This window comes from Deferrisoma sp. (genome assembly GCF_054681715.1).
Map to the genome: position 1 here is coordinate 1 of NZ_BAAHFQ010000002.1, position 21,713 is coordinate 21,713.

The window sequence follows — 21,713 nt, forward strand, 5'->3', positions numbered from 1 at the left end:
GCGAGCGCGGGATTTCTTTCAGCAGATGAAATAGACCGTCGCATTCGGACTCGTCACCGTCTCATCGGCCCACCGGGGTAAACCCTACCCCTCGGGCCGGTCGGGCCTGTACGGCCAAATCTCGAATTTCCGGACGGACACAAGCTAGAAGGCCGGAAAGCGCACACGAAAAACGGGCGGCCCCTCGTGGGACCGCCCGTTTTTTCGTGCCTGCACTGCCCGAAGCCTACAGCCGCAGGGCCTCCAGGTAGCTGCGCTCAGAGATGTCGGTCCAGGCGTCCACCTTCTTACGGAAGGCCTTGAAGTGCTCGTACACCTTTTTGCTCATGGCGTCCGACGCCGCGACCTCGTCCAGGACCTCCTCGGCGAGCTTGTGCAAGCCCTTGAGCACGTCGTCCGGGAACCGCCGGAGCTGCACTCCGTGCTTTTGCACCAACTCCTGGAGGGCGTCGTTGTTCTTGGCGTCGAACTCCGAGAGCATCCAGATGTTCGACCTCCAGCAGGCCGTCTCCACGATGGCCTGGAGGTCCTTGGGCAGGCTCTCCCAGGCCTTCTTGTTGACGATGCACTCGAGCACCGTGCCCGGCTCGTGCCAGCCCGGGTAGTAGTAGTACTTGGCCGCCTTGTAGAACCCCATCTTGAGGTCGTGGTAGGGACCCACCCACTCGGTGGCGTCAATCACGCCCCGGTCCAGGTTCGTGTAGATCTCGCCACCGGCCACGAGCACCGCGTTTCCACCGGCCTTGGCCACCACCTTGCCCCCGAGGCCCGGGATCCGCATCTTGAGGCCCTTGTAGTCCTCGAGCGAGTTGATCTCCTTGTTGAACCAGCCCCCCATCTGCACGCCGGTGTTCCCGGCCGGGAACGGCACCACGTTGAAGGCCGCGTAGAGTTCCCTCCACAGGTCCCAGGCCCCGCCGCCGTAGAGCCAGGCGTTCATCTGCTGGGCGTTGAACCCGAAGGGCACCGCCGCGAAAAACTGGGAAGCCGGCATCTTCCCGGCCCAGTAGTACGCCGCCCCGTGCCCCATCTCCACCGTGCCCTGGCTCACCGCGTCGAAGGTCTGCAGGGGCGGCACGAGCTCCCCGCCGCCGTACACGTGGATCTTGAGCCGGCCGTCGCTCATCTCCTCGACCCACTTGGCCAGCAGGTCGGCGCCCTCACCCAGCACCGGAAAGTGGGGGGGCCACGTGGTCACCATCTTCCACTTGTACTTCTTGGCCGCGATGACCGCGGGGGCCTTCCCGAAGGTGACCGCGCCGGCGGCGGCAGCAGCGACACCGGCCTTCTTGAGGAAACTGCGGCGTTCCATGGAGACCTCCTTTGGTTGGGGGGAAACCAAAAACGACGTTTTGCAAATACCCGAACGGGGGGTCGGTGTCAAGGTTTCGTCGCTTCAAACGAAGAGGAGGTCTGTGGACGTCGGTCGTCGGGTGGTGGCGATCCCGAAGCCCCCCTACTCCTCCCCTGCGCCCCCGGCCGCGGCCGCGATCTCAGACAGACGGCCCTGCCACTCTACGCGGTCGCCGGGCCGGAGTTTGCGGCCGCGTCGCGTCTCCACCTCGCCATTGACCCGGACCTCGCCCGCCTGGATCCGGATTTTCGCCTCGCCCCCGGTCTGGACCCAGTCGGCCGACTTCAACGCCTGGTCGAGCCGAATCCACTCCGTGGTAATGCTGATCTGTTTCACCCAATCAACCCCTTCTCCGCGAGGATCCGGCGGTGGAGGGCCGCGAAGGTCTCGGGCACCTCGGGCTGGTCGCACCGTGGTTCCATATACACGGCCTCGGTGGGACACACGGTGTGGCATACCCCGCACCCGATGCACCACTCGAGGTCCACCTCGGGCCCCTCGGCCCCCATCTCCACGGCGGCCACCGGGCAGATTTCGGCGCAGGCCCCGCAACCCGTACAGGCGTCCCTGTCGGTCCGGCGCAGGAAATACACGGCCATCAGCACGTCCCGGGGGATCTTTCGCCGCCGCAGGTTCCCCACGTTCCAGCAGGCGCACCCGCAGCAGTTGCAGTTGTGCTTCACGCCATCCCGGGCGTTGTCGACGAAGTGGACGAGTCCGGCCCCGGCCGCCCGGTCGACAAGGTGCCGCGCCTCGTCCCGGGAGATCTCGCGGCCCAGCCCGGAATCGATCAGGTACTCCGCCAGTTCGTCGAACTTGAGGCACACCTCCTCCGGGTGGGGGCACGGCCGGCCCCGCAACCGCGCCGTGACCCGGCAGGGGCAGTGGGCCACCGCGAACCGGGTGGCCCGGGCCAGAATGGGGTCCATGGCGTGGTGAGGCAGCACGGCCTGGCGCTCGGGGCGGATGGAGGCGCCCACGGGCACATACCGGTAGGGCTTCGTGGGCGCGGCCGCATAGGCCTCGCGGGTCACGTGGCGGTTGAAGTACTTCACCACAAACTCGGCCATCCGGCGGGCGTGGGGGGTATCTTCGCCGGCCCAGAAGAACGTCTGGGGAAACCCGAATCCCACCTGGTGGAGGGCGTACACGGCCGAGGAGGGGGTCCGCCGACGGTAGATCATCCCCCGTTCGGCCAACCCGTCGAGCACCCGCCGAACCTCCCCGGGCCCCATCCCGGCCTCCTGGGCCACCCGTTCCGCGGGGACCGGATCGAGGGGGGCACCCCTGTCGGAAGAAACGACGCCACCCGGGCCTCCTCCTCCGAAAAAGTCTCCCGCAGGATCTCCAACAGGACCTCCCGGGGGGGATAGCCCATGGCCAGGGTGGTAAGGCGGGCGACCAGGGTCTCGTAGGGGTTCATGGGGCGGCTTGGCGGCTTGCCAGCGGGAAACCATCCGGATCTCGGCGTCAAAGCTTACCTCAACCTTTATCCAAGTAACTTCCTGCTAGGACGCTGGGAGGCTGGGATGCTAGGACGCCAAAATCCTTTGGGATTCCAGCGTCGGCGGCTGTCCAAACCTGTGGGAGCGGCTGCCGTATCAAGGGCCGGAATTCAGAAGTCAGAGGTCAGAGAACCCCCTGTCTTCTGTCGTCTGTCCACTGACTCCTGACACGGTCACCGCTTCCTCATCGCGTTCCTGATCCGGGTGCTACCTTGCGGCTCGTAGGGCCCCAAGAGCGTCGCGAACGGGTTTCCGCCCGCGAGGTCCCCTCTGCGAACCGTCGGTCCGGGTCGCGGCTCAGCCGGGCTGTCCGGTGGGCGGTGAGGGCTCGGGGGAACCGCCGTCGCCCAGCACCTGCTCCCAGACCCGGGGCAACTCCCGGGGGCTCGCAACCCAGGGATGCCCGTCCCGCGGCCCCGCGGGGCCCACGCCGACGGTCCGCATCCCCAAGGCCTTGGCGGTCGCCAGGTTCTCCGGCAGGTCGTCCACCAAAATGCACCGCGACGGGGCCACCGCCAGGGCCCGCAGCAGCCGCTCGTACCCTTGCGGGCGGGGCTTGGGCACGTATCCCATGAACGCGATGTCGAAGACCGCCGAGAAGAGGGGGGCGACGCCCAGAGCCTCCAGCACGCGCCGGGTGTGGCCCACGGACCCGTTGGTGAAGATCACCCGTTCCCCCGGGAGGGCCTCGAGGCTTTCGGCCAGTGAGGGGTCGGGCTGGAGATAGCGCTCCACGGGAACGTCGTGGACGTAGGCCAGGTACTCCTCGGGGTCCACCCCGTGATGGGCCAGGAGTCCCCCCAGGGTCACGCCGTAGCGGCGCTTGTACTCGGCCCGGAGCCCCGGGATCTCGGCCGGCGGGATGCCGACCCGCTCTGCCATGAACCGACGGATCCGCCGGTCCACCTCCCGGAACAGCCCGCATTCGGCCGGGTAGAGGGTGTTGTCGAGGTCGAAGGCCCAGACTGCGGTCACGGCGCTTCCCGGCGAGACAGGTCGGCCCAGGTTCGGTCCCCGAACTCCCGCTCCAGGGCCGCGCGAACCGCCTGTGGTACGTCCCCCCCCTCGCCCACCCGGAGTATGGACGCGAGGAGCTCGGCAACCGGGACGTGCTCGGGGCACGGCCCCGGCGCGAGGCGCGGCGGATCTTCCTGCGTCTGCACGAGCCACCCCTCCTCCAGCAGGCGGTCGAGCACCCGTCCCGCGTCGGCCGGGTCAAACCCGGTGGCTGCCACCGCCTCGCCCTCGGTGGGCCCTGGCTCCCCGGCCAGGTGACGAGCGGCCACGGGCACGAGAAACGCCAGCGCCCCTTCCAACCGCGGCACCCACAGTTCGTGGCGCGACCGCAGGTAGCGTCCCCTGCCGGGCAGGTGGTGCACGAAGGCGAGCTCGGCCCCCCAGAGCACGATGCACCAACTAAAGTAGAGCCACACGAACAAAAGGGGCAACTGCGCCATGGCCCCGTAGATGGCGTTGTATTTCGCCACCCCGATCTGGAACTCGATGTAAGCCCACTCGGCCACCTGCCACATCGTGCCGGCCACCACGCCGCCGACCAGGGCGGAGCGGATCGGGACCTTCCGGTTCGGAAGGATCACGTAGAGCGCGGTAAACGCCACCCACACCGCGGCAAAGGGCAGGAGCCGCAGCCCCCCCCGGAGGACCGGCCCGAGTACCTGGAGCCGTTCCAGCACCGCCGGGCTTTGGAGGCTTGTGGTGAGGCTGATCGAGGCGAAGAGGAGCACCGGCCCCAGGATCAGCATGGAGAGGTAGTCCGCCACCTTCCGCACGGGCGACCGGCCCCGGCGCACCTGCCAGATGTCGTTGAGGCTGAGTTCCACGTTCCCGATCACCGCGACGGCGGTCACGATCAGCGCCACAAGCCCCACCGCCCCGAGGGAGCCCACCTTCGTGCGCTCGACGTACTCGAGAACGCGCGATGCGATTTCGGTATTGCCCGCGGCCAGGTGCCGAAGGATCAGAGGCTCGAGCCGGCGCTGGACCCCGAGCCCCTTGAGCACCGAGAACGCCAGGGCCAAAAGCGGCACCAGGCTCAACAGCGTGGAATAGGTCAGCGCCGAGGCCCGAAGAAACCCGCGGTCGGCCCGGAACTTCCAGCCCGTGATGAGCACGGTGCGCACGACCGACGCGAACCGGCCCGTACCCGCCGAGTCCCAGAGGAACGCCTCCAGGCGCTCGGCCAGGCTCGGCCGCCGGGTGTCGGGTGCCGGCCTTCGCACAGATCCTAGCCTCCCTTCCCCAGCCTCTCGAGCACCTTGCGGCGCCGCTCGGTGGCCTCAGGAGAGGCCCACCAATCCAGGAAGGCGGCCCCGGCGTCGCGATCGGCATCCTCCATGCGGGCCACGAGAGGGGCGCGCAGGGCCTCCCGCAGGGCGGCCAAGGCCCGGGGTGGCTTGGCCGCGAGCGCCGCCGCCTCCTCCCGGGCGGCGGCCAGCACCTCGTCGGCCGGCACGAGGCGGTGGGCGATGCCCCGCTCAAAGGCCTCGTTGGGCCGGAGCACCCGCCCCATGGCGGCCAGCTCGTACGCCGTGCGGGCGTCTCCCTCCGCCTTGAGCATCTCCATCACCCCGCCCGGCAGGGGAAGCCCCAGGTCCACCTCGGTGAGGCCGAACCCCCACTCCCCCGTTCCGAACACCCGGCGCTCGCACGCGAGCGCCAGGATGGCCCCGCCCGCCAGCGCGTGCCCCCCCACGGCCGCCACCACCGGCACCCGGGCCCAGGCGACCTTCCGATACAACAGCGCAAAGGTTCCGAAAAACCGGGCAAACGCCTCGGGTTGGAGGGCGTCGAGGGCCCGCAGATCAAACCCCGCCGAGAACGCCCGGTCCTGCGCGCTCGCGAGCACCACGGCTCGGACGCGGGGGTCGGACCAGGCCTCCTCCAGGCCCCTTTGGATCGCCTCCAGAAACTCGGGCGAAAGGGCGTTCACCTTGGGACGGTCCAGGAATACCGTGGCGACGCCCCCGTCGCGTTCGGTGCGGATCATCGGGTCTCCTTTCGCAACTTCGGTCGTCGGTCGTCAGTCTGCCGTCCGCGGTCGTCGGTCCGCGGTTCACCGCGTCCCGATCAGGGCCAGGAACTCGTCCTCCGTCAGCGTCCTCACCCCCAACTGCCGGGCCCTCTCGGCCTTGGAGCCCGGATCGGCGCCCACGACCACGTAGTCGGTCTTCCGGGACACCGAGGACGACACCTTGCCCCCCAGCCCCTCCACCCGCGCCTTCGCCTCGTCCCGGGTCATGGATTCCAGGGTTCCCGTGAACACGAAGGTCTTCCCGGCCAGCGGGCCCCGAGGCGGGCCGCCCCGAACCGGGATCGGCCTCACCCCGGCCTCCAGGAGCTTCCGGAGGGTCTCCCGGTTCCTGGGCTCGGAAAAGAACGACCGGATGCTCGCCGCCACCTCGGGCCCCACGTCGGGAACCGCAAGGAGTTCCTCCTCCGACGCGTCCATGAGGGCCTCCAGGGTGCCGAACCGCTCGGCCAGGGCCCGGGCCGTGGCCTCGCCCACGTGGCGGATCCCCAGGGCGTACACGAACCGCGCGAGATCCCGCTCCCGGGCGCGGTCGATCGACTCCACGAGTTTTCGGGCGCTCTTCTCCCCCATGCGCTCTAGGGGCACGAGGTCCTCCACCCGCAACCGGAAGATATCCGAAAGGTCGCGCACCAGTCCCCGGTCCACCAACTGGTCCACGAGCTTCGTGCCGAGCCCGTCGATGTCCATGGCCCTGCGGGAGGCGAAATGCCGGATGCGGCCCTTGATCTGGGCCGGGCAGCTCAACCCGGTGCACCGGGGGATCACCTCGCCCGGAGGCCGCTCGATGTGGGCCCCGCAGACCGGACACCGCTCGGGCATCACGAAGGGCCGTTCCCCGCCCGTGCGCCGCTCCACCAGGGGGCGCACCACCTCGGGAATCACGTCGCCGGCCCGTTGGACCACCACCCAGTCCCCGATCCGGACGTCCTTGCGGGCGATCTCGTCGGGGTTGTGCAGGGTGGCCCGGCTCACCGTGACCCCCCCCACGTTCACGGGCTCGAGCACCGCCACGGGGGTGATGGCCCCGGTACGGCCCACGCTCGGGACGATGTCGAGCACCCGGGTCACCGCCTGCCTGGGTCGGAATTTGTACGCCACCGCCCACCGGGGCGCGCGCGCCTTGGTACCGAGCTTCTCCTGGAGCCCGACATCGTCCACCTTGATCACGCAGCCGTCGATCTCGTAGGGGAACTCGTCGCGGCGGGCCTCGGTCTGCCGGCAGTACTCCACCGCCTCCTCGATCCCCCTCGCCCGGCGACGGTGCTCGGCCACCCGAAATCCCCACCCGGCCAGGCGTTCCATGAGTTCCCATTGGGTCGCCACGGCCACCCCCTCGAGCCGTCCAACCCCGTAGGCAAAAAATTCCAACGGGCGGCGGGCCGTGATGGAGCTGTCGAGCTGGCGCACCGACCCGGCGGCCGCGTTTCGCGGGTTGGCAAACGGGGCGAGCCCCGCCTCCTCCTGCTCGGCGTTGAGCCGCCGGAACGCCTCCACCGGCATGACCACCTCGCCCCGCACGTCCACCAACCTCGGAACGGGATCGCCGAGGAGACGAAGGGGCACGGTCCTGACCGTGCGGAGATTCGCGGTCACATCCTCCCCGACGAACCCGTCGCCCCGGGTGGCCCCCCTCACGAGCACCCCGCCCTCGTACGTGAGCTCCACCGCGAGCCCGTCGAACTTCGGCTCGCAGGAGTAGACGAGGGGCTCCTCGGTCCCGAGGAATCGGCGGATCCGGGCGTCGAACTCCCGGAGTTCCGCCTCGTCCATCGCGTTTTCGAGACTGAGCATCGGCACGGCGTGGGGGGCCGGTTCGAAGGCGTCCAGCGGGGGCGCCCCCACCCTTTGGGTGGGCGAATCGGGGGTCACGAGCTCGGGGTACCGCCGCTCCAGGTCCTGGAGTTCCCGGAACAGGCGGTCGTACTCCTCGTCGGGGATCTCGGGGGCGTCGAGGACGTAGTACCGGTAGTTGTGGTAGTGGAGGAGCCGGCGCAACTCCTCGGCGCGGCGGCGCACCGGTTCGGGAACCATGTTGCACCCTTTCATACGGCTTCCTGCTGGGCGGCCCGGCGGCTGGGGCGGCTGAAAGCCCGCGGAATTGCGGCGTTGCTGCCCGCCCCAAGCTGCGGGAGGCACGTCTGCCCGGGTCGAACCCGGAATTCGATCCCCCTCCCAGCATCGGCATGGACGCGGCGGAACGGTACGAACGGCGGGATTCTAGCGGGCGGGGACGAGGGGCGCCAGACCTTGGGGAGTCATGCGGAGCGGGAGGTTTCGTCCCCGCGGGATTCCGGGGCGGGGAAGAGCTTTGCGATGGCCTCTCGGTGTTCCGCAGGCACCCGGAGGAACTCCACCCCCACCTCGTAACGGCCGGGCGAGAGGGAACGCTCGTACACGATGCGGCCGAGGGCCCGTACCGGCTGCTCCGCCGACGGGATCTTGATCCACAACTCCACCAGGCGCCCGATGCCCAGGGTTTCGTCGCTTTCGAACCCGCACCCCCCCAGGCCGATGACCCGGGTCTTCGTGAACCCCTCGGTCACGGGATTGCGGTCGCACCGCACCAGGGTCGCGCCCTCGATGGCGGCCCTGGGGTACCGCCGCTGAATCGGATACAGTTTGGTCATGGCGTTCCAGAACCCGAAGCCGGAGAGGAAGGCCAACCCCCGCACCGGCCCGTCACTCCGCCGCGGCCTCTTCCCCCTCTTCGTCCCCCGACTCTTCCTCGTCCTCTTCCGCCCCCTCCTCGTCCTCCCCCGCCCCGGGCCAGAGCTCCCGTACCTTCTCGGCCAGCTTCGCGGGGTTTACGGGCTTGACGAAAAACCCGTGGATGCCCAGCCGGGCCAACTCCACCACGTGCTCCCGGGTTCCCTCGCCGCTCACCACGACCACCGGGGTCTCCTGCCCGAAGCGCCGGTCGTGCTGGCGGATGATACGAAGAAGGGTCACCCCGTCCACGTCGGGGAGTCCGAGATCCAGGACCACCACCGCAGGGCGCCTCTCGAAGAACAGCCGCAGGGCCTCGGCCGCATCCTCGGCCTCGATCGCGGGCAAGGGGGCGAGCCCCTTGACCAGCATGAGCCGGTTGACCCGAACGTCGTCGACCACGAGGATGGCTGACACCTTACCCTCCTTTGGTAAGATCCGCCAGGAGCCGGGCGACCTCGTCCCGGTCGAAGGGCTTGTGGACCGGGGCGTCGGCCCCGGCGGCCAGGCCCGCCTCGCGGTTCTCCGCCCCCTCCCGCGGGCAGGCGAACCAAATCGTGCCCTGGAACCCCTGGGCCCGGGCCATCCGGATCAGGTCCTCACCCCCGAGGTCGGGCATGACCCAGTCGGTGAGAAGAACGTGGGGCGGGTCGAGACTCATGGCCTCCAACGCCGCCAGGCCGCCGTCCACCGCGGTCACCTCGCACCCCAGGTCGGAGAGGATCTTCGTGGCGACCCTCCGAGAGATGGCGTCGTCGTCCGCCACGAGCACCCTCATCCGGCGCGCTCCTTCCAGTACCGCCGCAGGCGATCGGCCTCCCGCTCCACGGCCGTGACGTCCTCCGGGGCGCCTTCCGACCCCTCCGCCGCCTCGGCGGCCTCGGCCAAGGCCTCGGCCCCGATGTTCCGGGCCGCCCCCTTGATGCGGTGGGCCGCGGCCCGGGCCTGCGGGCCGGGGGATGCCCCCACCAGGTCCCGAACGTACCCGTCAAGGTCCACGAGAAAACAGCCCACCAGCTCCCCCAAGAACTCCTCGTCCCCCCCCACCCGGGCCAGAGCGCCCTCCCAATCCAAAACGGGTCCTCGGTCCACGACGGTCCTCCGCGCCCCCACGGGGTTTTCCGACCCCGTCCTGATCGGCACCGGCGCCCCGGGCCTTGAGCCCTGGATCAGGCCCGTTCCGCTGGCCGGAGCAGGCACACCACCCACCGGTCCCCGCCGGCCTGGATCACCCCCTGGTTGGAGACGCTCTCCAGGACCCCCCCGTCCCGGGTCCGCACCGCGTGACACAGCGACGAAGGTGCCCCCGGCTCCAGCCGGTCCCAGTCCCCCTTCAGGACGGCGAACGAGTGGGTCGCATCGAGATCGTCCCACCCCTTGCCGATCAACTCCCCGCGCTCGTACCCCAACCAGCGGCAGGCGGCCTCGTTGGCCTCGAGCACGGTCCCGTCTCGGTCGAACAGGAGCAGCGGGTCGGCCGATTGCTGGACGACCTGCTCGAGAAACGCCCGTTCCTGTTCCAGACGGTCCCGGCCCCGTTCCACCTCCCGCAGGTACGAGGCCCGTTGTTCGTCGTACCGCCGGGCCTCGATCCCCAGCCACAGGACCAGCACGAGACACGCCCCTCCGAGGGCGAGATGGGTGGAAACCAGCCTCTCCTGGGCGTCCCGGAGTCCGTCGAACACCGCCTGCTCCACCCCCTGGACGGAGTCCTGGAACCCCTCGAAGACCCGGTCGTACCGCTGGTCCAACGCCGAACCGGCCGCCTCGCCGACCACAAACCGCTCGACGGTCAGATCCCGAAGCCCCCCCAAGGCCCCTATGGCCCCGTCGATCCGGCGGCGGGCCTCCGGGGAGGGCGCGGGAAGGTACGTCACCCCACCCAGGGTGCGGCCCTCGCGGACCGCCTCCAGGTACGCGCCGGCCCGTTCCAACTCGTCCCACACCCGGTCGAGCCGGGCCTCCGGGTCGCCCACCAGGAGCTCCTCCAGCACGCGGTGGGATCCCGACACGTGGACCGCCGCCCGGGAGAGGGCGTGCATCGCCGGCGCAAACACGGCACTGATCCGAAGCCCCTGGGAGAGCACGGTCACCACCAGCACCCCGAACCCGACCGCGGCCGCCCCGAGGAGCACGTACACCCGGCGGCGAGCCGCGAAGGTTTGGGGGTGCGCCGGGATCGGCTGCGCCGGGGGGCGGCCCCACAGCCGCCCCTGAACCCTGGCGAACAGGATCGCCCCGGAAGCCAGGAGAAACAGCAACCCGCCGCCCAGAAGGAGGAGACGGGTCCTTCCGAGTGTGCCCCCGCCGTAATGGGCTTCGAAGGTCACGAAATCCCAGAAGGCGAGCGGCGCGTCCCAGCCCCGGTCTTGAAAATACCCGGACACCGCATCCCGCACCCGGCCGAACCGGCCGAGCCCGAGGAACAGCCCGCTCACCACCTGGATCGCGGCGAGGGGAAGCACCGCGATCCCCACCCACCGGTGCCACCTGCGCAGTTTGCGTTCGTCCATCCGTGTCTCCTCCCGGTACCCGTCCCTCCGGGGGAGGATAGCGGGAACGGAGCCCGTGGCAACCGGCAGGCGCCGGCGTAGGGTTCTGCGCTCGTGTTTTGTCTCGCAAAAAGGTCAGCAAATTGCCCCGGTGGGGCTGGGAGGCCCGGCGAAGCGCGACGGCCGAGCCGTTCGGGCCGCCCGGCGCCAGGGGAGCGGCCGCGGCGCGTGCCCTCACGCGCCGAGGCGGCCCCCGCGAGGCCGTTCAGCGAAGGAACGGCCCCACGGCCCCACCCCTCGGGAAAACCACGGGACCTCGGAAACGCCTCACTAGGGGGTCAAGGTCACGTAGTAGGCGGTTCGGCCCCGCTGCACCACCAGAACCACGGTCTCGCGCTGGCTCGCGGCGAGCAGGGCCTCCCGGAACGCGTCGAGCCCGTCCACCGGCCGGTCGTTGATCTGCCGGAGCACGTCGCCCGGCTCGATGCCCGCCCGGGCGGCCGCCGAGCCGGGGGTGACCTTGGTGACCACGAGACCCCGGTCGGTGAAGAGCCCGTACCGTCGGGCCAGGCTCAGCGAGTTGGGCACCACCTCGACCCCCAGCCATTCTCGCCCTAGGAACTCCACATACGCGTCCGGGATCTCACGGGCTTCGACCACCACCTGCTTCTCGGCCCCCCGGCTCACCACGTCGATCCGGATCCGGCTGCCCGCCGTGTAGCCGGCGAGGCGTTGGAAAAAGGTTTCCCGGTCCTCCACCGCCCGGCCGTCCACCCGGACGATCACGTCGCCGCGCTCGAGCCCCGCCTCGGCCGCGGGGCTGCCCTCGAACACCCGGGTGATGACAACCCCCTGGGGCACCCCGAAATACCGGGCCAGGTCGGGCGTAAGGTCCTGCACGTGCACCCCCAGCCAGGCCCGGTGCACGGTGCCGTATTCCAAGAGGTTCTCGACGATGCGGCGGGCCTTGTCGATGGGAATCGCGAACCCGATGCCCTGGGCCTTCTGGTAGATGGCCGTGTTCACCCCGATAAGTTCCCCGAGGATGTTCAAAAGCGGCCCGCCCGAGTTCCCGGGGTTGATCGAGGCGTCGGTCTGGATGAAGTCGGTGTAGACCCGGTCGTTGTCGCCCCGGATCGTTCGGTTCACGGCGCTCACGACCCCGGTGGTCACGGTGTGGGAGAGCCCAAAGGGGTTCCCAATCGCGATCACGGTCTCCCCGATCATGAGATCGGCGGAGGTGCCCATCTCGAGGACCGGAAGATCCCCTTTGGCATCGACCCGGAGAACAGCCACGTCGGTCTGCCCATCGGCCCCTACGAGCCGGGCCTCGTAGGTCTCCCCGTTTGCCCGGGTCACGGTGATCCGGCTCGCGTTGGCGATGACGTGCTCGTTGGTGAGAATCGTGCCGTCGGCCGCGATGATCACCCCCGACCCCAGGCTCCGGGTTTTCCGGGCGGTTTCCGGAAGTCCCCCGAAAAAGTCCCGGAAGAACTCCTCAAAAAACGGATTCAAGCCGGCAAAGGGGCTTCCCCGGGTCACGATCTCGGTAGAGATGTTCACCACCGCGGGGCTCGCCTTGCGCACGGCCCTCACCACCGGGGTTTCCCGCGGGTTCGCCGCCCACGAGACGGCGGAAAGAAACGCCACAAGAACCCCCAACGCTCCGAAACTGACCTTTCGCAACGTGGATTCCTCCCTCGCCAGGCCTTGGGTCACCGGCTTCCGGGCGGCGAATCTTCCCTTCCGGCCGGTGACGGGAAAAGGGGTCGTGCCTCCATGTTCTCCGTGTCCTCCGTGGTACATTTCTCTGGCAACTTCGGTCCACGGCCGCCGGTCTTGCGGGCGCCGGTGCCTTGGCCCGCACCCCGGCGGCCCACCACGTGATCGAACCTCGAACGCGGTCTGCTGTGGCGAGCAGGCCGCCTCCCAGCCCACCGGAGTCTTCGCCGCGGGCCCGCCGTCGTCCTGCAGCCCCAAACTCCGGACCGTATCACCGGTTCCGACGGGGGGCAACGCCGTTGCAACGAGGTCGGTGTTTTGCGTAGTGTAGGGATCTTCCGGGGGATTTCCGGAGACGGGCCCGAGAGCCCCGCTTCGCGCCCCCATCGTCGGCCCGCCCCAGTGCCCGAGGTCCAGGGATGCGCATCTTCCTTTGCCAGATGAACGCCACGGTGGGGGACATCGAGGGAAACGCCCGAAAGGTCCGGGAGGGGATCGAACACGCCAAGCGCCTGGGGGCCGATCTCGCCGTGTTCCCCGAGTGTGCCCTCGTGGGGTACCCCGCAGAAGACCTCCTGTTCAAGCCCTCGTTCGTGGACGAGAACCTGAAGGCCCTCGAGGAACTCGCCGAGGCGTCCCGGGGGCTCTGCGCCGTGGTCGGGTTTGTCCATCGGGAAGACGACCTCTATAACGCGGCGGCCGTGCTCCACAACGGCGAACTCCGGGCCGTAGTCAAGAAGTGCATCCTCCCCAACTACGGGGTGTTCGACGAGCACCGCTACTTCCAGCGCGGCGACGAGACCCGGGTGTTCCGGCTGGACGGATGCGCCTTCGGGGTGACCATCTGCGAGGACATGTGGTACCCGGGCGGCCCGGCCCGCACCCAGGCCCTGGCGGGCGGCGCCCAACTCCTCGTGAACATCTCGGCCTCGCCCTACCACGCCGGAAAGGTGCAGTTCCGAGAGACCATGCTCTCGACCCGCGCCTCGGACAACGCCGCCGCGATCGCGTTTTGCAATCTGGTGGGCGGCCAGGACGAGCTCGTGTTCGACGGGAACTCGCTCGTGCTCTCCCCCCGGGGGAACGTGATCGCGCGGGGTCTTCCGTTCGAGGAGGACTACCTCGTCGTGGACATCGACCCGGCCGAGGTTCTGAACCAGCGCCTCCGGGATCCCCGCCGCCGGGTGGCCGTGCGCCGGGAGTCCTCGGCCGTGCCCCTGGCGGGCGTGGAGGAACTTCCCCCGCTACCGCCGGCCGCGAAGCCGGCCCTTCCCCACCGGACCATCGAACTTCCGGGGCCGGAGGAGGAGATTTACCGCACCCTCGTCCTGGGCTGCCGCGACTACGTGGAGAAAAACGGGTTCCGGGGGGTGGTGCTCGGGCTGAGCGGCGGCATCGATTCGGCGCTGACGGCGTCGGTGGCCGTGGACGCCCTAGGGTCGGACCGGGTGGTGGGGGTGACCATGCCAAGCCCGTTCTCCAGCGCCGGAAGCGTCGAGGACAGCCGGGCGCTGGCCGAAAACCTCGGGATCCGGTTCCTCCAGATCCCCATCGGGCGGGTGTTCGACGCCTTCCTCGACACCCTGGCTCCCGCGTTCGAGGGAACAAAGCCCGACGTCACCGAGGAGAACATCCAGGCCCGGATCCGGGGCACCCTGCTCATGGCCCTTTCGAACAAGTTCGGTTGGCTCGTGCTGAGCACCGGGAACAAGAGCGAGACCTCGGTGGGCTACTGCACGCTTTACGGGGACATGGCCGGTGGGTTCGCGGTGCTCAAGGACGTGACGAAAACCTGGGTGTACCGCCTGGCCCGCTGGCGCAACGCCGAGGCCCGCCGGCCCTGGATCCCGGAGGCCATCCTTACGAAGGAGCCCAGCGCCGAACTGCGGCCCGGGCAGAAAGACACGGACTCCCTTCCGCCCTATGACATCCTCGACCCCATCCTCCAGGCCTATGTGGAGGACGACCGGCCGGTGGAGAGCCTGGAGGCCGCGTTCGGGCGGGAGGTGGTGCGCAGGGTGGTCGCCCTGGTAGACCGAAACGAGTACAAGCGCCGCCAAGCCCCCCCGGGCGTGAAGATCACGCCGCGGGCGTTCGGAAAGGACCGGCGGTTTCCCATCACGAACCGGTTTCGTCCCTGGCCCGAGGGGCCCGGGACCTGACAGCCGCCATGTCCGCGTTGGTGCGCCGAAAACGGCAACGGCCGGGGTGGGAGAAGACCACGAAGTATCTCTACTACCGGTGCGTCCGCCTCCACGGCAAACCTCGGGAGGTGGCGTTTGGCCTGGCCCTGGGGCTGCTGGTTGGGTTTTCGCCCACGATGGGGTTCCAGATGGTCATCGCAGTCGTTTTGGCCACCCTCCTGGGCCAGAACAAGTTGGCCGCGGCCCTGGGGGTCTGGATCACCAACCCCTTGACCGCTCCCGTGATCTATTCCCTCACTTATTCGGTGGGCGCGTGGATCCTCGGGATGCCCCTGCGCCCCCCCGAGGGGTTCTGGCACGCGCTGACCGATGTGGGAAACCTCACCCACCACATTTTCGCCCCCCTCTGGATTGGGGGCTTCGTGGTGGGCATCCCGGTGGCCGCCCTCGGTTGGTGGATCACCTACGAAGCGGTGATCGCGTATCGCCTCAAGGTGAAGCACCGCAAGGCGAACCGGTTGCACAGATGGAAATGGAGCCCCCACCACGGGTGGTACCGTGAGTCCCTCGCCTCCCCATCCCACAGGCCAAGCGATGGCACCGGCGTCCACGACTCGGCGAGCGGAGGTGGCCATGGATGAGCGAGAACGGGCGGCAGAGATCGACCGGATCCTCCGGGAACGGTATCCGGAAACCACGGCCCTTCGGTTTCGCGACCCCTTCACCCTGCTCGTGGCCGCGATCCTCGCGGCCCAGTGCACGGACGACCGGGTGAACCGGGTCACACAGACCCTGTTCGACCGTTTTCCCACTCCCGAGGCCTTCGCGACCGCCCCGCTCGAGGAGATCGAGGCCGCGATCCGGCCCACGGGGTACTACCGGCAGAAGGCCCGAACCCTCCAGACCTGCTGCCGGGAGATCGTGGAGAGGTTCGGTGGCCGGGTCCCCGAGACCGTGGAGGAACTCACCACCCTGCCGGGCGTGGGCCGGAAGACGGCGAACCTGGTTCTGGGCAACAGCCTCGGGGTGCCGGGGGTGTTCGTGGACACCCACGTGAAGCGCGTAAGCCACCGACTGGGGCTCACGCGCCACACCCAGCCGGACCGGATCGAGCGAGACCTCGAGGCCCTCCTGCCCCGGGACCGCTGGGTCGCGTTCTCCAACCTGCTGACCTACCTCGGCCGGGAGTTCTACACGGCGAGGAAGCCGAAATGCGGCCCATGCCCCGTGGCCCATCTGTGCCCCAAGGTGGGGGTGGCATGACCCGGAACGGGACGGCCGGCTCCCGGGTAGCGGTGGTCGGCATGGGGGCCCTGGGAAGCACCTTCGCGGCGATCTACGAGAGGGCCGGCTGCCGGGTGCTAGGGGTCGAGAAGGACCCCGCGCGGCTGGCGGAACTCCGGGAGAAGCGGCGGCCGGTGGTGTTCCCCGACGGCCGGGAACACGTTCTCGGCACCGCCCTGTCGGGATACCCGCTCGAAGCGGAAGAACCGGCGGACGTGGTTCAGGTGTGCGTGAAGGGCTACGACACCGCGACCGCGGCGGAGGACATCGGCCCCCTGGTGGGTCCCGACACCGTGATCCTGTCGGTGCAAAACGGCCTCGGAAACCTCGAGACCCTGGCAGCCCGGTGGGGAGCCGAGAGGATCGTGGGGGGTATCACGGCCCACAGCGCCGAGAGGCGGCCCGACGGCACCGTGCGGTACCGAGGCGGCAAGGGGCCGCTCCTCACCATCGGTCCCCATCTCCCCCCGGCGAGCCCGGCGGTGCCCCGGGCCGTAGGATCGTTGGCCCAACGGCTCAAACGGGCCGGCGAACGGGTGGAGCTCGTCGAGGACGTCGAGCCCGTGCGGTGGAAGAAGCTGATCGCCAACGTGGCCACAAACCCCGTGGCCGCGATCACCGGCCGCACCGGCCGCGAGATGCTGGAAAGCCCCTCGATCTGCCGCCTGGTCGACCTCCTGGCCGAGGAGGCGGCACGGGTGGCCCGGGCCCGGGGCATCGCGTTTCCCGAACTCGACGACCCCGGCGGGTTCAGCCGGTGGGCCCTGGAGGGGGTGGGAGACAACCGGATCTCCATGCTCCAAGACGTGGAAGCCGGCCGTCCCACGGAGATCGGCACCCTGAACGAGGCCGTGGTGGCCGAAGGCGAGCGGCTCGGCGTTCCCTGCCCCGCCCACCGGGCCGTCTCGCTTCTGGTGCGGTCGTTGGAGGAGCGCCTCCGCGGTCCCCGCGGATGAGCGCCGTGTCCGAGGCCGCGTCCGCCCCTGGCGCCGGCCGAGGGGGTCGGGCACAATCGGCGGCCATGCGCGCCCCGAGACCCATCCCGCCCCTTTGGGCCGCCCTGCTCGTGGCCGTGGCCGCCCGGACCGTCATCAATACGGCCCGCCGCCTGCCCTACCCCTTCGCCCCGGACCTGGCTCGGCACCTGGGGGTGTCGCTCGCCGCGGTCACCGCGCTCATCGCCGCCTCGCAACTCGTATCGCTGCTCGGCCCCCTGGGGGCGCCCCTGGCCGACCGGCGGGGCCCCAGGGCGCTCCTGCTCTTGGGCGCCGGGCTCACGGCCGCGGGGATGGCCGGCGCGGCCGTCGTGGGGGGGTACGGGACCGTGGCGGCCGGGGTGATTCTGGCGTCGTTCGGTAAAGCGCTGTTCGACCCGGCGATCCAGGCCCACGTGGGAAACCGGGTGGGCCTGGCCCACCGTGGGCGCGCCGTGGGGTTCGTGGAAACGGCCTGGGCGGGGAGCACTCTCGTGGGGATCCCGGCCGTGGGCTGGGTGGCGGCCAGCGCCGGGTGGCCGTGGTCCTTTGGCGCCCTGGCGGTCCTGGCGGCCGTGGGGGTGGCCGGGCTGGCCTGGGCGTTTCCCGATCCCGGCCCCTTGGCCGGCCGGCCGGTCGCGCGCGTCTGGTCCGAGGTGCTCCGGAGCCCCCAGGCCCGGGGGATGCTCGCGTTCGGTTTTCTGTTGAGCCTCGCCAACGACAACCTGTTCGTGGTCTACGGCGCGATCTTGGAGGAGCGCTTCGGCCTGGGGCTTGCGGCCCTGGGCGCCAGCACCGTTGCCGTGGGGCTCGCCGAACTCTCGGGCGAGGGGCTCACGGCCGCCCTCTCGGATCGGATCGGACTTACGCGGGCGCTCGGCTGGGGCACCGCCCTGGCCACGGCGGCCTACGGGCTCCTCCCCCTCGCGCTCGGGTCGCTCGGCCTGGCCCTGGGCGCCGTGTTCTCCCTATTCCTGTGCTTCGAGTTCACTGTGGTCACCTCGTTTTCCGTGTGCACCGAGATCGCCCCCCGGAGCCGGGCCACGCTCCTCAGCGCCTATTTCGCCGTGCTCGGCCTGGGGCGCATGACGGGGGCGCTGCTGGGCGCGCCCCTTTGGGCCTGGGGCGGCGAGGCGGCCACCGCCGGGCTCTCGGCCGCCACCACGGCGCTGGCCGGGGCGGCCCTTTGGCGCGCCCGGGTCCGCCTGCCGGCACACCGCCCGGGCGGGGGCTGATTCCCGGGACAGGTGGAGGCCGGGGCGAGAGCAGGTGATCGGGCAAACCCCGTGGTTGGTTCTTTGGGATCACCACGGTCGGGGGCGACGCGAAGGAGGTTCCCGTGTGCACGCTGCATCTCTGGTTTAAAGTGTTTCCAGAACGGCCGGTGGTCTTCGCCGGAAACCGCGACGAGAACCTCGACCGGGCCTGGGATCCCCCGACGGTGCTCGTGGAAACCCCACGGATCGTTGGCCCCCGGGACCGGGTGGCCGGGGGAACCTGGCTCGGGGTGAACCTCGACGCCGGCCTCCTCGTGACCCTGGCCAACCACGAGGGCACCCTGGCCAAGGGGCCCAGCGCCTGCAGTCGGGGAACCGTGGTCCTGGAAACCCTTCGCCACGCCTCGGCCGACGAAGCCCGCCGGTTCGCCGAGTGGGTTGCGCCGGCCTGCAAGTCCTACACGCTCCTGATCGCCGACGCGGAGCGGGCCTTCGTGGTGGACCACTCCCCCGGCAACACCCTGACCTACCGACTTCTGCCCGGGTGCCACGTGATCACCAACGCCCGGTTTCGGGACCCCGATGACCCCAAGGCCCGCCGGTCTCTTCGCCGCATGGAAGACCTCGCGGCCCGGGGGGACCCGTCGCCCGGGGCCCTGTTCTCGTTCCTTTCGGACCACGGGGTGGACGCCCCCGGGGCGACCCCGCTGTGCATTCACCCGGAGCCGGGGTCGCGGTTCGGCACCTCGTCGGCGAGCGCGATCCACCTGGATTCGTCAGGGAGGCTCGCGGGATTCTGGTTCGCCCCCGGCCCACCGTGCCGCACCGAATGGCAGGACGCGCTGCCGGTCCCGAGGGAGCCGGCCCGGGGTGGTTGACACCCGCGCGTTGAACCTGCTATCTCCACGCGCCATGACGACACGAGAGGCATCCTTCCGGAACGGTTGGTGGCGCTGGCGGACCCGGGACCCGCAGGGCCGGCCGGCGTGATGCGTCGATCTTCGGGCCGCGGGACGACCCCCGCGGCCGGGCCAGACGGGCCGCGGGCTCCCCGGGCGGAGAACGCGGCCCGCTTCATTTGCGGAACACGCCATCCTTTCCCGCCGACGATCGAGGAGGTCCAACGATGAAACGCGTGCTCTCTGGGATCCAGCCCTCCGGAGCGCTCCACATCGGCAACTACTTCGGCATGATGCGAAAGATGATCGCCTACCAGAACGAGGCCGATCTCTTCTGCTTCATCGCCAACTACCACGCCATGACCTCGGTCACAGACGGGGCCGCCCTGGCCCAGGGGACCCGGGACGCCGCGGCTGCGTTCCTGGCCCTGGGGCTCGACCCCGAGAAGGCCACCTTCTGGGTCCAGTCCGACGTCGTGGAGGTCCAGGAACTGACCTGGGTCCTCTCGACCCTCACCCCGATGGGCCTTCTGGAACGGTGCCATTCGTACAAGGACAAGGTGGCCAAGGGGCTCCAGCCCAACCACGGACTTTTCGCCTACCCGGTGCTCATGGCCGCCGACATCCTGCTCTACCAGTCCCATGTGGTTCCCGTGGGCAAGGACCAGAAACAGCACCTCGAGGTCACGCGCGACCTGGCCCAGAAGTTCAACAACACCTTTGGCGAGACCTTCGTCATTCCCGAGGCCGAGATCGACGACGAGGTCGCCGTGATCCCCGGCACCGACGGCCGCAAGATGTCCAAGTCGTACGGGAACACCATCGACATCTTCACGGACCGGGCGACCCTGAAAAAGAGGGTCATGTCCATCGTGACCGATGCCACCCCGATCGAGGCCCCCAAGGACCCCGACAAATGCAACCTGTTTGCGATCTACCGCCTGTTCTTGGACAAACCCGGGGCGGGGGCGCTGCGGGAGCGCTACCTGGCCGGGGGGCTCAAATACTCCGACGTGAAAAAGGAGCTGATCGACGTGATCTGGGAGTACTTCGCCCCCCACCGGGCCCGGTTCGAGGAACTCCGGGCGCGGCCCGACGACCTCAACGACATCCTTCGCGAGGGGGCGCGCAAAGCGAGGGAGGTGGCCCGGGAGACGATGGAGGTGGTCCGGCGAAAGACCGGATTGGCCTACGTGGCATAGATCGCTTCAAACTTCTTTTGACATGGTCAAACGTTCGGGGTATAACCCCGCCGGGTATCGGGGACCGCCGGTCCGCAGTCAGCCCTCGAACCCTCCGGCCCCCGCAGTGCCCCGGCGCCGCGCGGGGTCCGGCTCCAAACCTTGTGCCGTTCTCGGCCCGCAAAGGAGGTGTCCCATGCGTCGGATCCTCGTCTCGCTCCTCGCCTGCACCCTTCTCGCCCCTGCGGCCTGGGCCAAGCCGATCCGGATCGGCATCACCCAGATCGTGGAGCACCCGGCCCTCGACGCCACCCGTCAGGGCGCGATCGACCGGCTCAAGGAACTCGGGTACGAGGAAGGCAAGGACGTCGTTTACGACATCCAGATCGCCCAGGGGAACCCGGCCACGGCCAACCTGATCGCCAAGAAGTTCGTGGGGGAGGGCGTGGACCTCATTCTCGCCATCGCCACCCCCACGGCCGTGGCCGCGGCCAAGGCCACCCGGGAGATCCCCATCGTGATCTCGGCCATCACCGATCCCGTCGGGGCCAAGTTGGTGGAATCCCTGGAGCGCCCCGGCCGCAACGTCACGGGCACCACCGACCTGTCGCCCGTGGCCGAGCAACTCAAGCTGTTCCGGACCGTGGCCCCCAAGGCCAATCGGATCGGGGTGATCTACAACGCCGGCGAGCCCAACTCCGTGACCCTGGTAAAGCTGGCCAAGAAGGCCGGGGCCGAGCTCGGCTACGAGATCGTCGAGGCCACGGTGGCCAACTCGGCCGGGGTCATGGCCGCCGCCAAGAGCCTTGTAGGCCGGGCCGACGCCGTGTACGTGCCCACGGACAACACCGTGGTCTCGGCCCTCGAGGCCGTGGTCCGGGTGTGCCAGGAGGCCAAGATGCCGCTGGTGACCGGCGACACCGACTCGGTGAAGCGGGGCGCCGTGGCGGCCATCGCCATCGACTACTACGAACTGGGTCGCCAGACCGGCGACATGATCGACCGGATCCTCAAGGGGGCCAACCCGGCCGAGATGCCGGTGGAGACCCTCAAGAACTTCGAACTCCACGTGAACAAGAAGGCGGCCGCCGCCATGGGCGCCACCCTTCCCGCGGACTTCGTGGCCAAGGCCGCCAAGGTGTACGAGTAGGCTGGAAGGCGGGGAAGCTGGAACGCGGGGAGG

At 69.6% G+C, this 21,713-nt stretch carries 21 protein-coding genes; 8 read left to right on the forward strand and 13 right to left on the reverse strand.

Annotated elements, in window-relative coordinates; all coding sequences use genetic code 11:
- Positions 1 to 226 precede the first annotated feature (226 nt).
- The 13 genes from ACY0I8_RS00610 to ACY0I8_RS00670 all read right to left on the reverse strand — a co-directional run bounded on the left by ACY0I8_RS00610 (position 227) and on the right by ACY0I8_RS00670 (position 12,795).
- On the reverse strand, positions 227 to 1,312 hold the full coding sequence (locus ACY0I8_RS00610; RefSeq protein WP_459942291.1) for a TRAP transporter substrate-binding protein: 1,086 nt from the start codon (positions 1,310 to 1,312) through the stop codon (positions 227 to 229).
- Positions 1,313 to 1,456: 144 nt separating this feature from the next.
- The gene (locus ACY0I8_RS00615) at positions 1,457 to 1,690 is read right to left on the reverse strand and encodes an RNA-binding S4 domain-containing protein (protein ID WP_459942292.1); all 234 of its coding nucleotides are present in this window, start codon (positions 1,688 to 1,690) and stop codon (positions 1,457 to 1,459) included.
- Complete coding sequence (locus ACY0I8_RS00620; protein WP_459942293.1) at positions 1,687 to 2,589, reverse strand: DUF362 domain-containing protein; 903 nt, start codon at positions 2,587 to 2,589, stop codon at positions 1,687 to 1,689. The genes ACY0I8_RS00615 and ACY0I8_RS00620 overlap by 4 nt, the downstream gene beginning before the upstream one ends.
- A gap of 567 nt (positions 2,590 to 3,156) precedes the next feature.
- Positions 3,157 to 3,834 (reverse strand): HAD family hydrolase, encoded by a 678-nt coding sequence (locus ACY0I8_RS00625; protein WP_459942294.1) that lies wholly within the window; start codon positions 3,832 to 3,834, stop codon positions 3,157 to 3,159.
- Positions 3,831 to 5,099 (reverse strand): YihY/virulence factor BrkB family protein, encoded by a 1,269-nt coding sequence (locus ACY0I8_RS00630; RefSeq protein WP_459942295.1) that lies wholly within the window; start codon positions 5,097 to 5,099, stop codon positions 3,831 to 3,833. Before ACY0I8_RS00630 ends, ACY0I8_RS00625 begins: the two co-directional genes overlap by 4 nt.
- Positions 5,100 to 5,104: 5 nt before the next feature.
- Positions 5,105 to 5,866, reverse strand: coding sequence for an enoyl-CoA hydratase/isomerase family protein (locus ACY0I8_RS00635; RefSeq protein WP_459942296.1), 762 nt, complete (start codon positions 5,864 to 5,866; stop codon positions 5,105 to 5,107).
- A 66-nt stretch (positions 5,867 to 5,932) separates the two neighbouring features.
- Positions 5,933 to 7,942 carry an NAD-dependent DNA ligase LigA gene (gene ligA / locus ACY0I8_RS00640; protein ID WP_459942297.1) on the reverse strand — a complete coding sequence of 670 codons (2,010 nt, stop codon included), beginning with the start codon at positions 7,940 to 7,942 and terminating at the stop codon, positions 5,933 to 5,935.
- 224 nt (positions 7,943 to 8,166) lie between these two features.
- Entirely contained in the window at positions 8,167 to 8,538 is a 372-nt protein-coding gene (locus ACY0I8_RS00645) for a PilZ domain-containing protein (RefSeq protein ID WP_459942298.1), read from the reverse strand.
- A 52-nt stretch (positions 8,539 to 8,590) separates the two neighbouring features.
- Positions 8,591 to 9,034, reverse strand: coding sequence for a response regulator (locus tag ACY0I8_RS00650; protein WP_459942299.1), 444 nt, complete (start codon positions 9,032 to 9,034; stop codon positions 8,591 to 8,593).
- 1 nt (position 9,035) lies between these two features.
- Entirely contained in the window at positions 9,036 to 9,395 is a 360-nt protein-coding gene (locus tag ACY0I8_RS00655) for a response regulator (RefSeq protein WP_459942300.1), read from the reverse strand.
- A complete protein-coding gene (locus ACY0I8_RS00660) occupies positions 9,392 to 9,709 on the reverse strand; it encodes an Hpt domain-containing protein (RefSeq protein ID WP_459942301.1) in 318 nt (105 codons plus the stop codon). Before ACY0I8_RS00660 ends, ACY0I8_RS00655 begins: the two co-directional genes overlap by 4 nt.
- A 77-nt stretch (positions 9,710 to 9,786) precedes the next feature.
- Positions 9,787 to 11,130: a PAS domain S-box protein gene (locus ACY0I8_RS00665; RefSeq protein WP_459942302.1), complete on the reverse strand. Its 1,344-nt coding sequence runs from the start codon at positions 11,128 to 11,130 to the stop codon at positions 9,787 to 9,789.
- A gap of 309 nt (positions 11,131 to 11,439) precedes the next feature.
- Entirely contained in the window at positions 11,440 to 12,795 is a 1,356-nt protein-coding gene (locus ACY0I8_RS00670; protein ID WP_459942303.1) for a Do family serine endopeptidase, read from the reverse strand.
- A 455-nt stretch (positions 12,796 to 13,250) separates the two neighbouring features.
- On the opposite strand from ACY0I8_RS00670, the gene ACY0I8_RS00675 reads away from it, so the two are divergent.
- The 8 genes from ACY0I8_RS00675 (at position 13,251) to ACY0I8_RS00710 (ending at position 21,680) form a co-directional block, all read left to right on the forward strand.
- Positions 13,251 to 14,993, forward strand: coding sequence for a glutamine-dependent NAD(+) synthetase (locus ACY0I8_RS00675; RefSeq protein ID WP_459942304.1), 1,743 nt, complete (start codon positions 13,251 to 13,253; stop codon positions 14,991 to 14,993).
- An 8-nt stretch (positions 14,994 to 15,001) separates the two neighbouring features.
- Complete coding sequence (locus tag ACY0I8_RS00680; RefSeq protein ID WP_459942305.1) at positions 15,002 to 15,616, forward strand: DUF2062 domain-containing protein; 615 nt, start codon at positions 15,002 to 15,004, stop codon at positions 15,614 to 15,616.
- Positions 15,609 to 16,238: an endonuclease III gene (gene nth / locus ACY0I8_RS00685; protein ID WP_461393157.1), complete on the forward strand. Its 630-nt coding sequence runs from the start codon at positions 15,609 to 15,611 to the stop codon at positions 16,236 to 16,238. Before ACY0I8_RS00680 ends, nth begins: the two co-directional genes overlap by 8 nt.
- Positions 16,235 to 17,215 (forward strand): ketopantoate reductase family protein, encoded by a 981-nt coding sequence (locus ACY0I8_RS00690; protein ID WP_459942307.1) that lies wholly within the window; start codon positions 16,235 to 16,237, stop codon positions 17,213 to 17,215. The genes nth and ACY0I8_RS00690 overlap by 4 nt, the downstream gene beginning before the upstream one ends.
- Before the next feature lie 65 nt (positions 17,216 to 17,280).
- Positions 17,281 to 18,468: an MFS transporter gene (locus ACY0I8_RS00695; protein ID WP_459942308.1), complete on the forward strand. Its 1,188-nt coding sequence runs from the start codon at positions 17,281 to 17,283 to the stop codon at positions 18,466 to 18,468.
- A gap of 104 nt (positions 18,469 to 18,572) precedes the next feature.
- A complete protein-coding gene (locus ACY0I8_RS00700) occupies positions 18,573 to 19,328 on the forward strand; it encodes an NRDE family protein (RefSeq protein ID WP_459942309.1) in 756 nt (251 codons plus the stop codon).
- A gap of 248 nt (positions 19,329 to 19,576) precedes the next feature.
- Positions 19,577 to 20,551: a tryptophan--tRNA ligase gene (trpS, locus tag ACY0I8_RS00705; RefSeq protein ID WP_459942310.1), complete on the forward strand. Its 975-nt coding sequence runs from the start codon at positions 19,577 to 19,579 to the stop codon at positions 20,549 to 20,551.
- Positions 20,552 to 20,726: 175 nt separating this feature from the next.
- Positions 20,727 to 21,680, forward strand: coding sequence for an ABC transporter substrate-binding protein (locus ACY0I8_RS00710; RefSeq protein ID WP_459942311.1), 954 nt, complete (start codon positions 20,727 to 20,729; stop codon positions 21,678 to 21,680).
- The last annotated feature ends 33 nt before the right edge of the window (positions 21,681 to 21,713 follow it).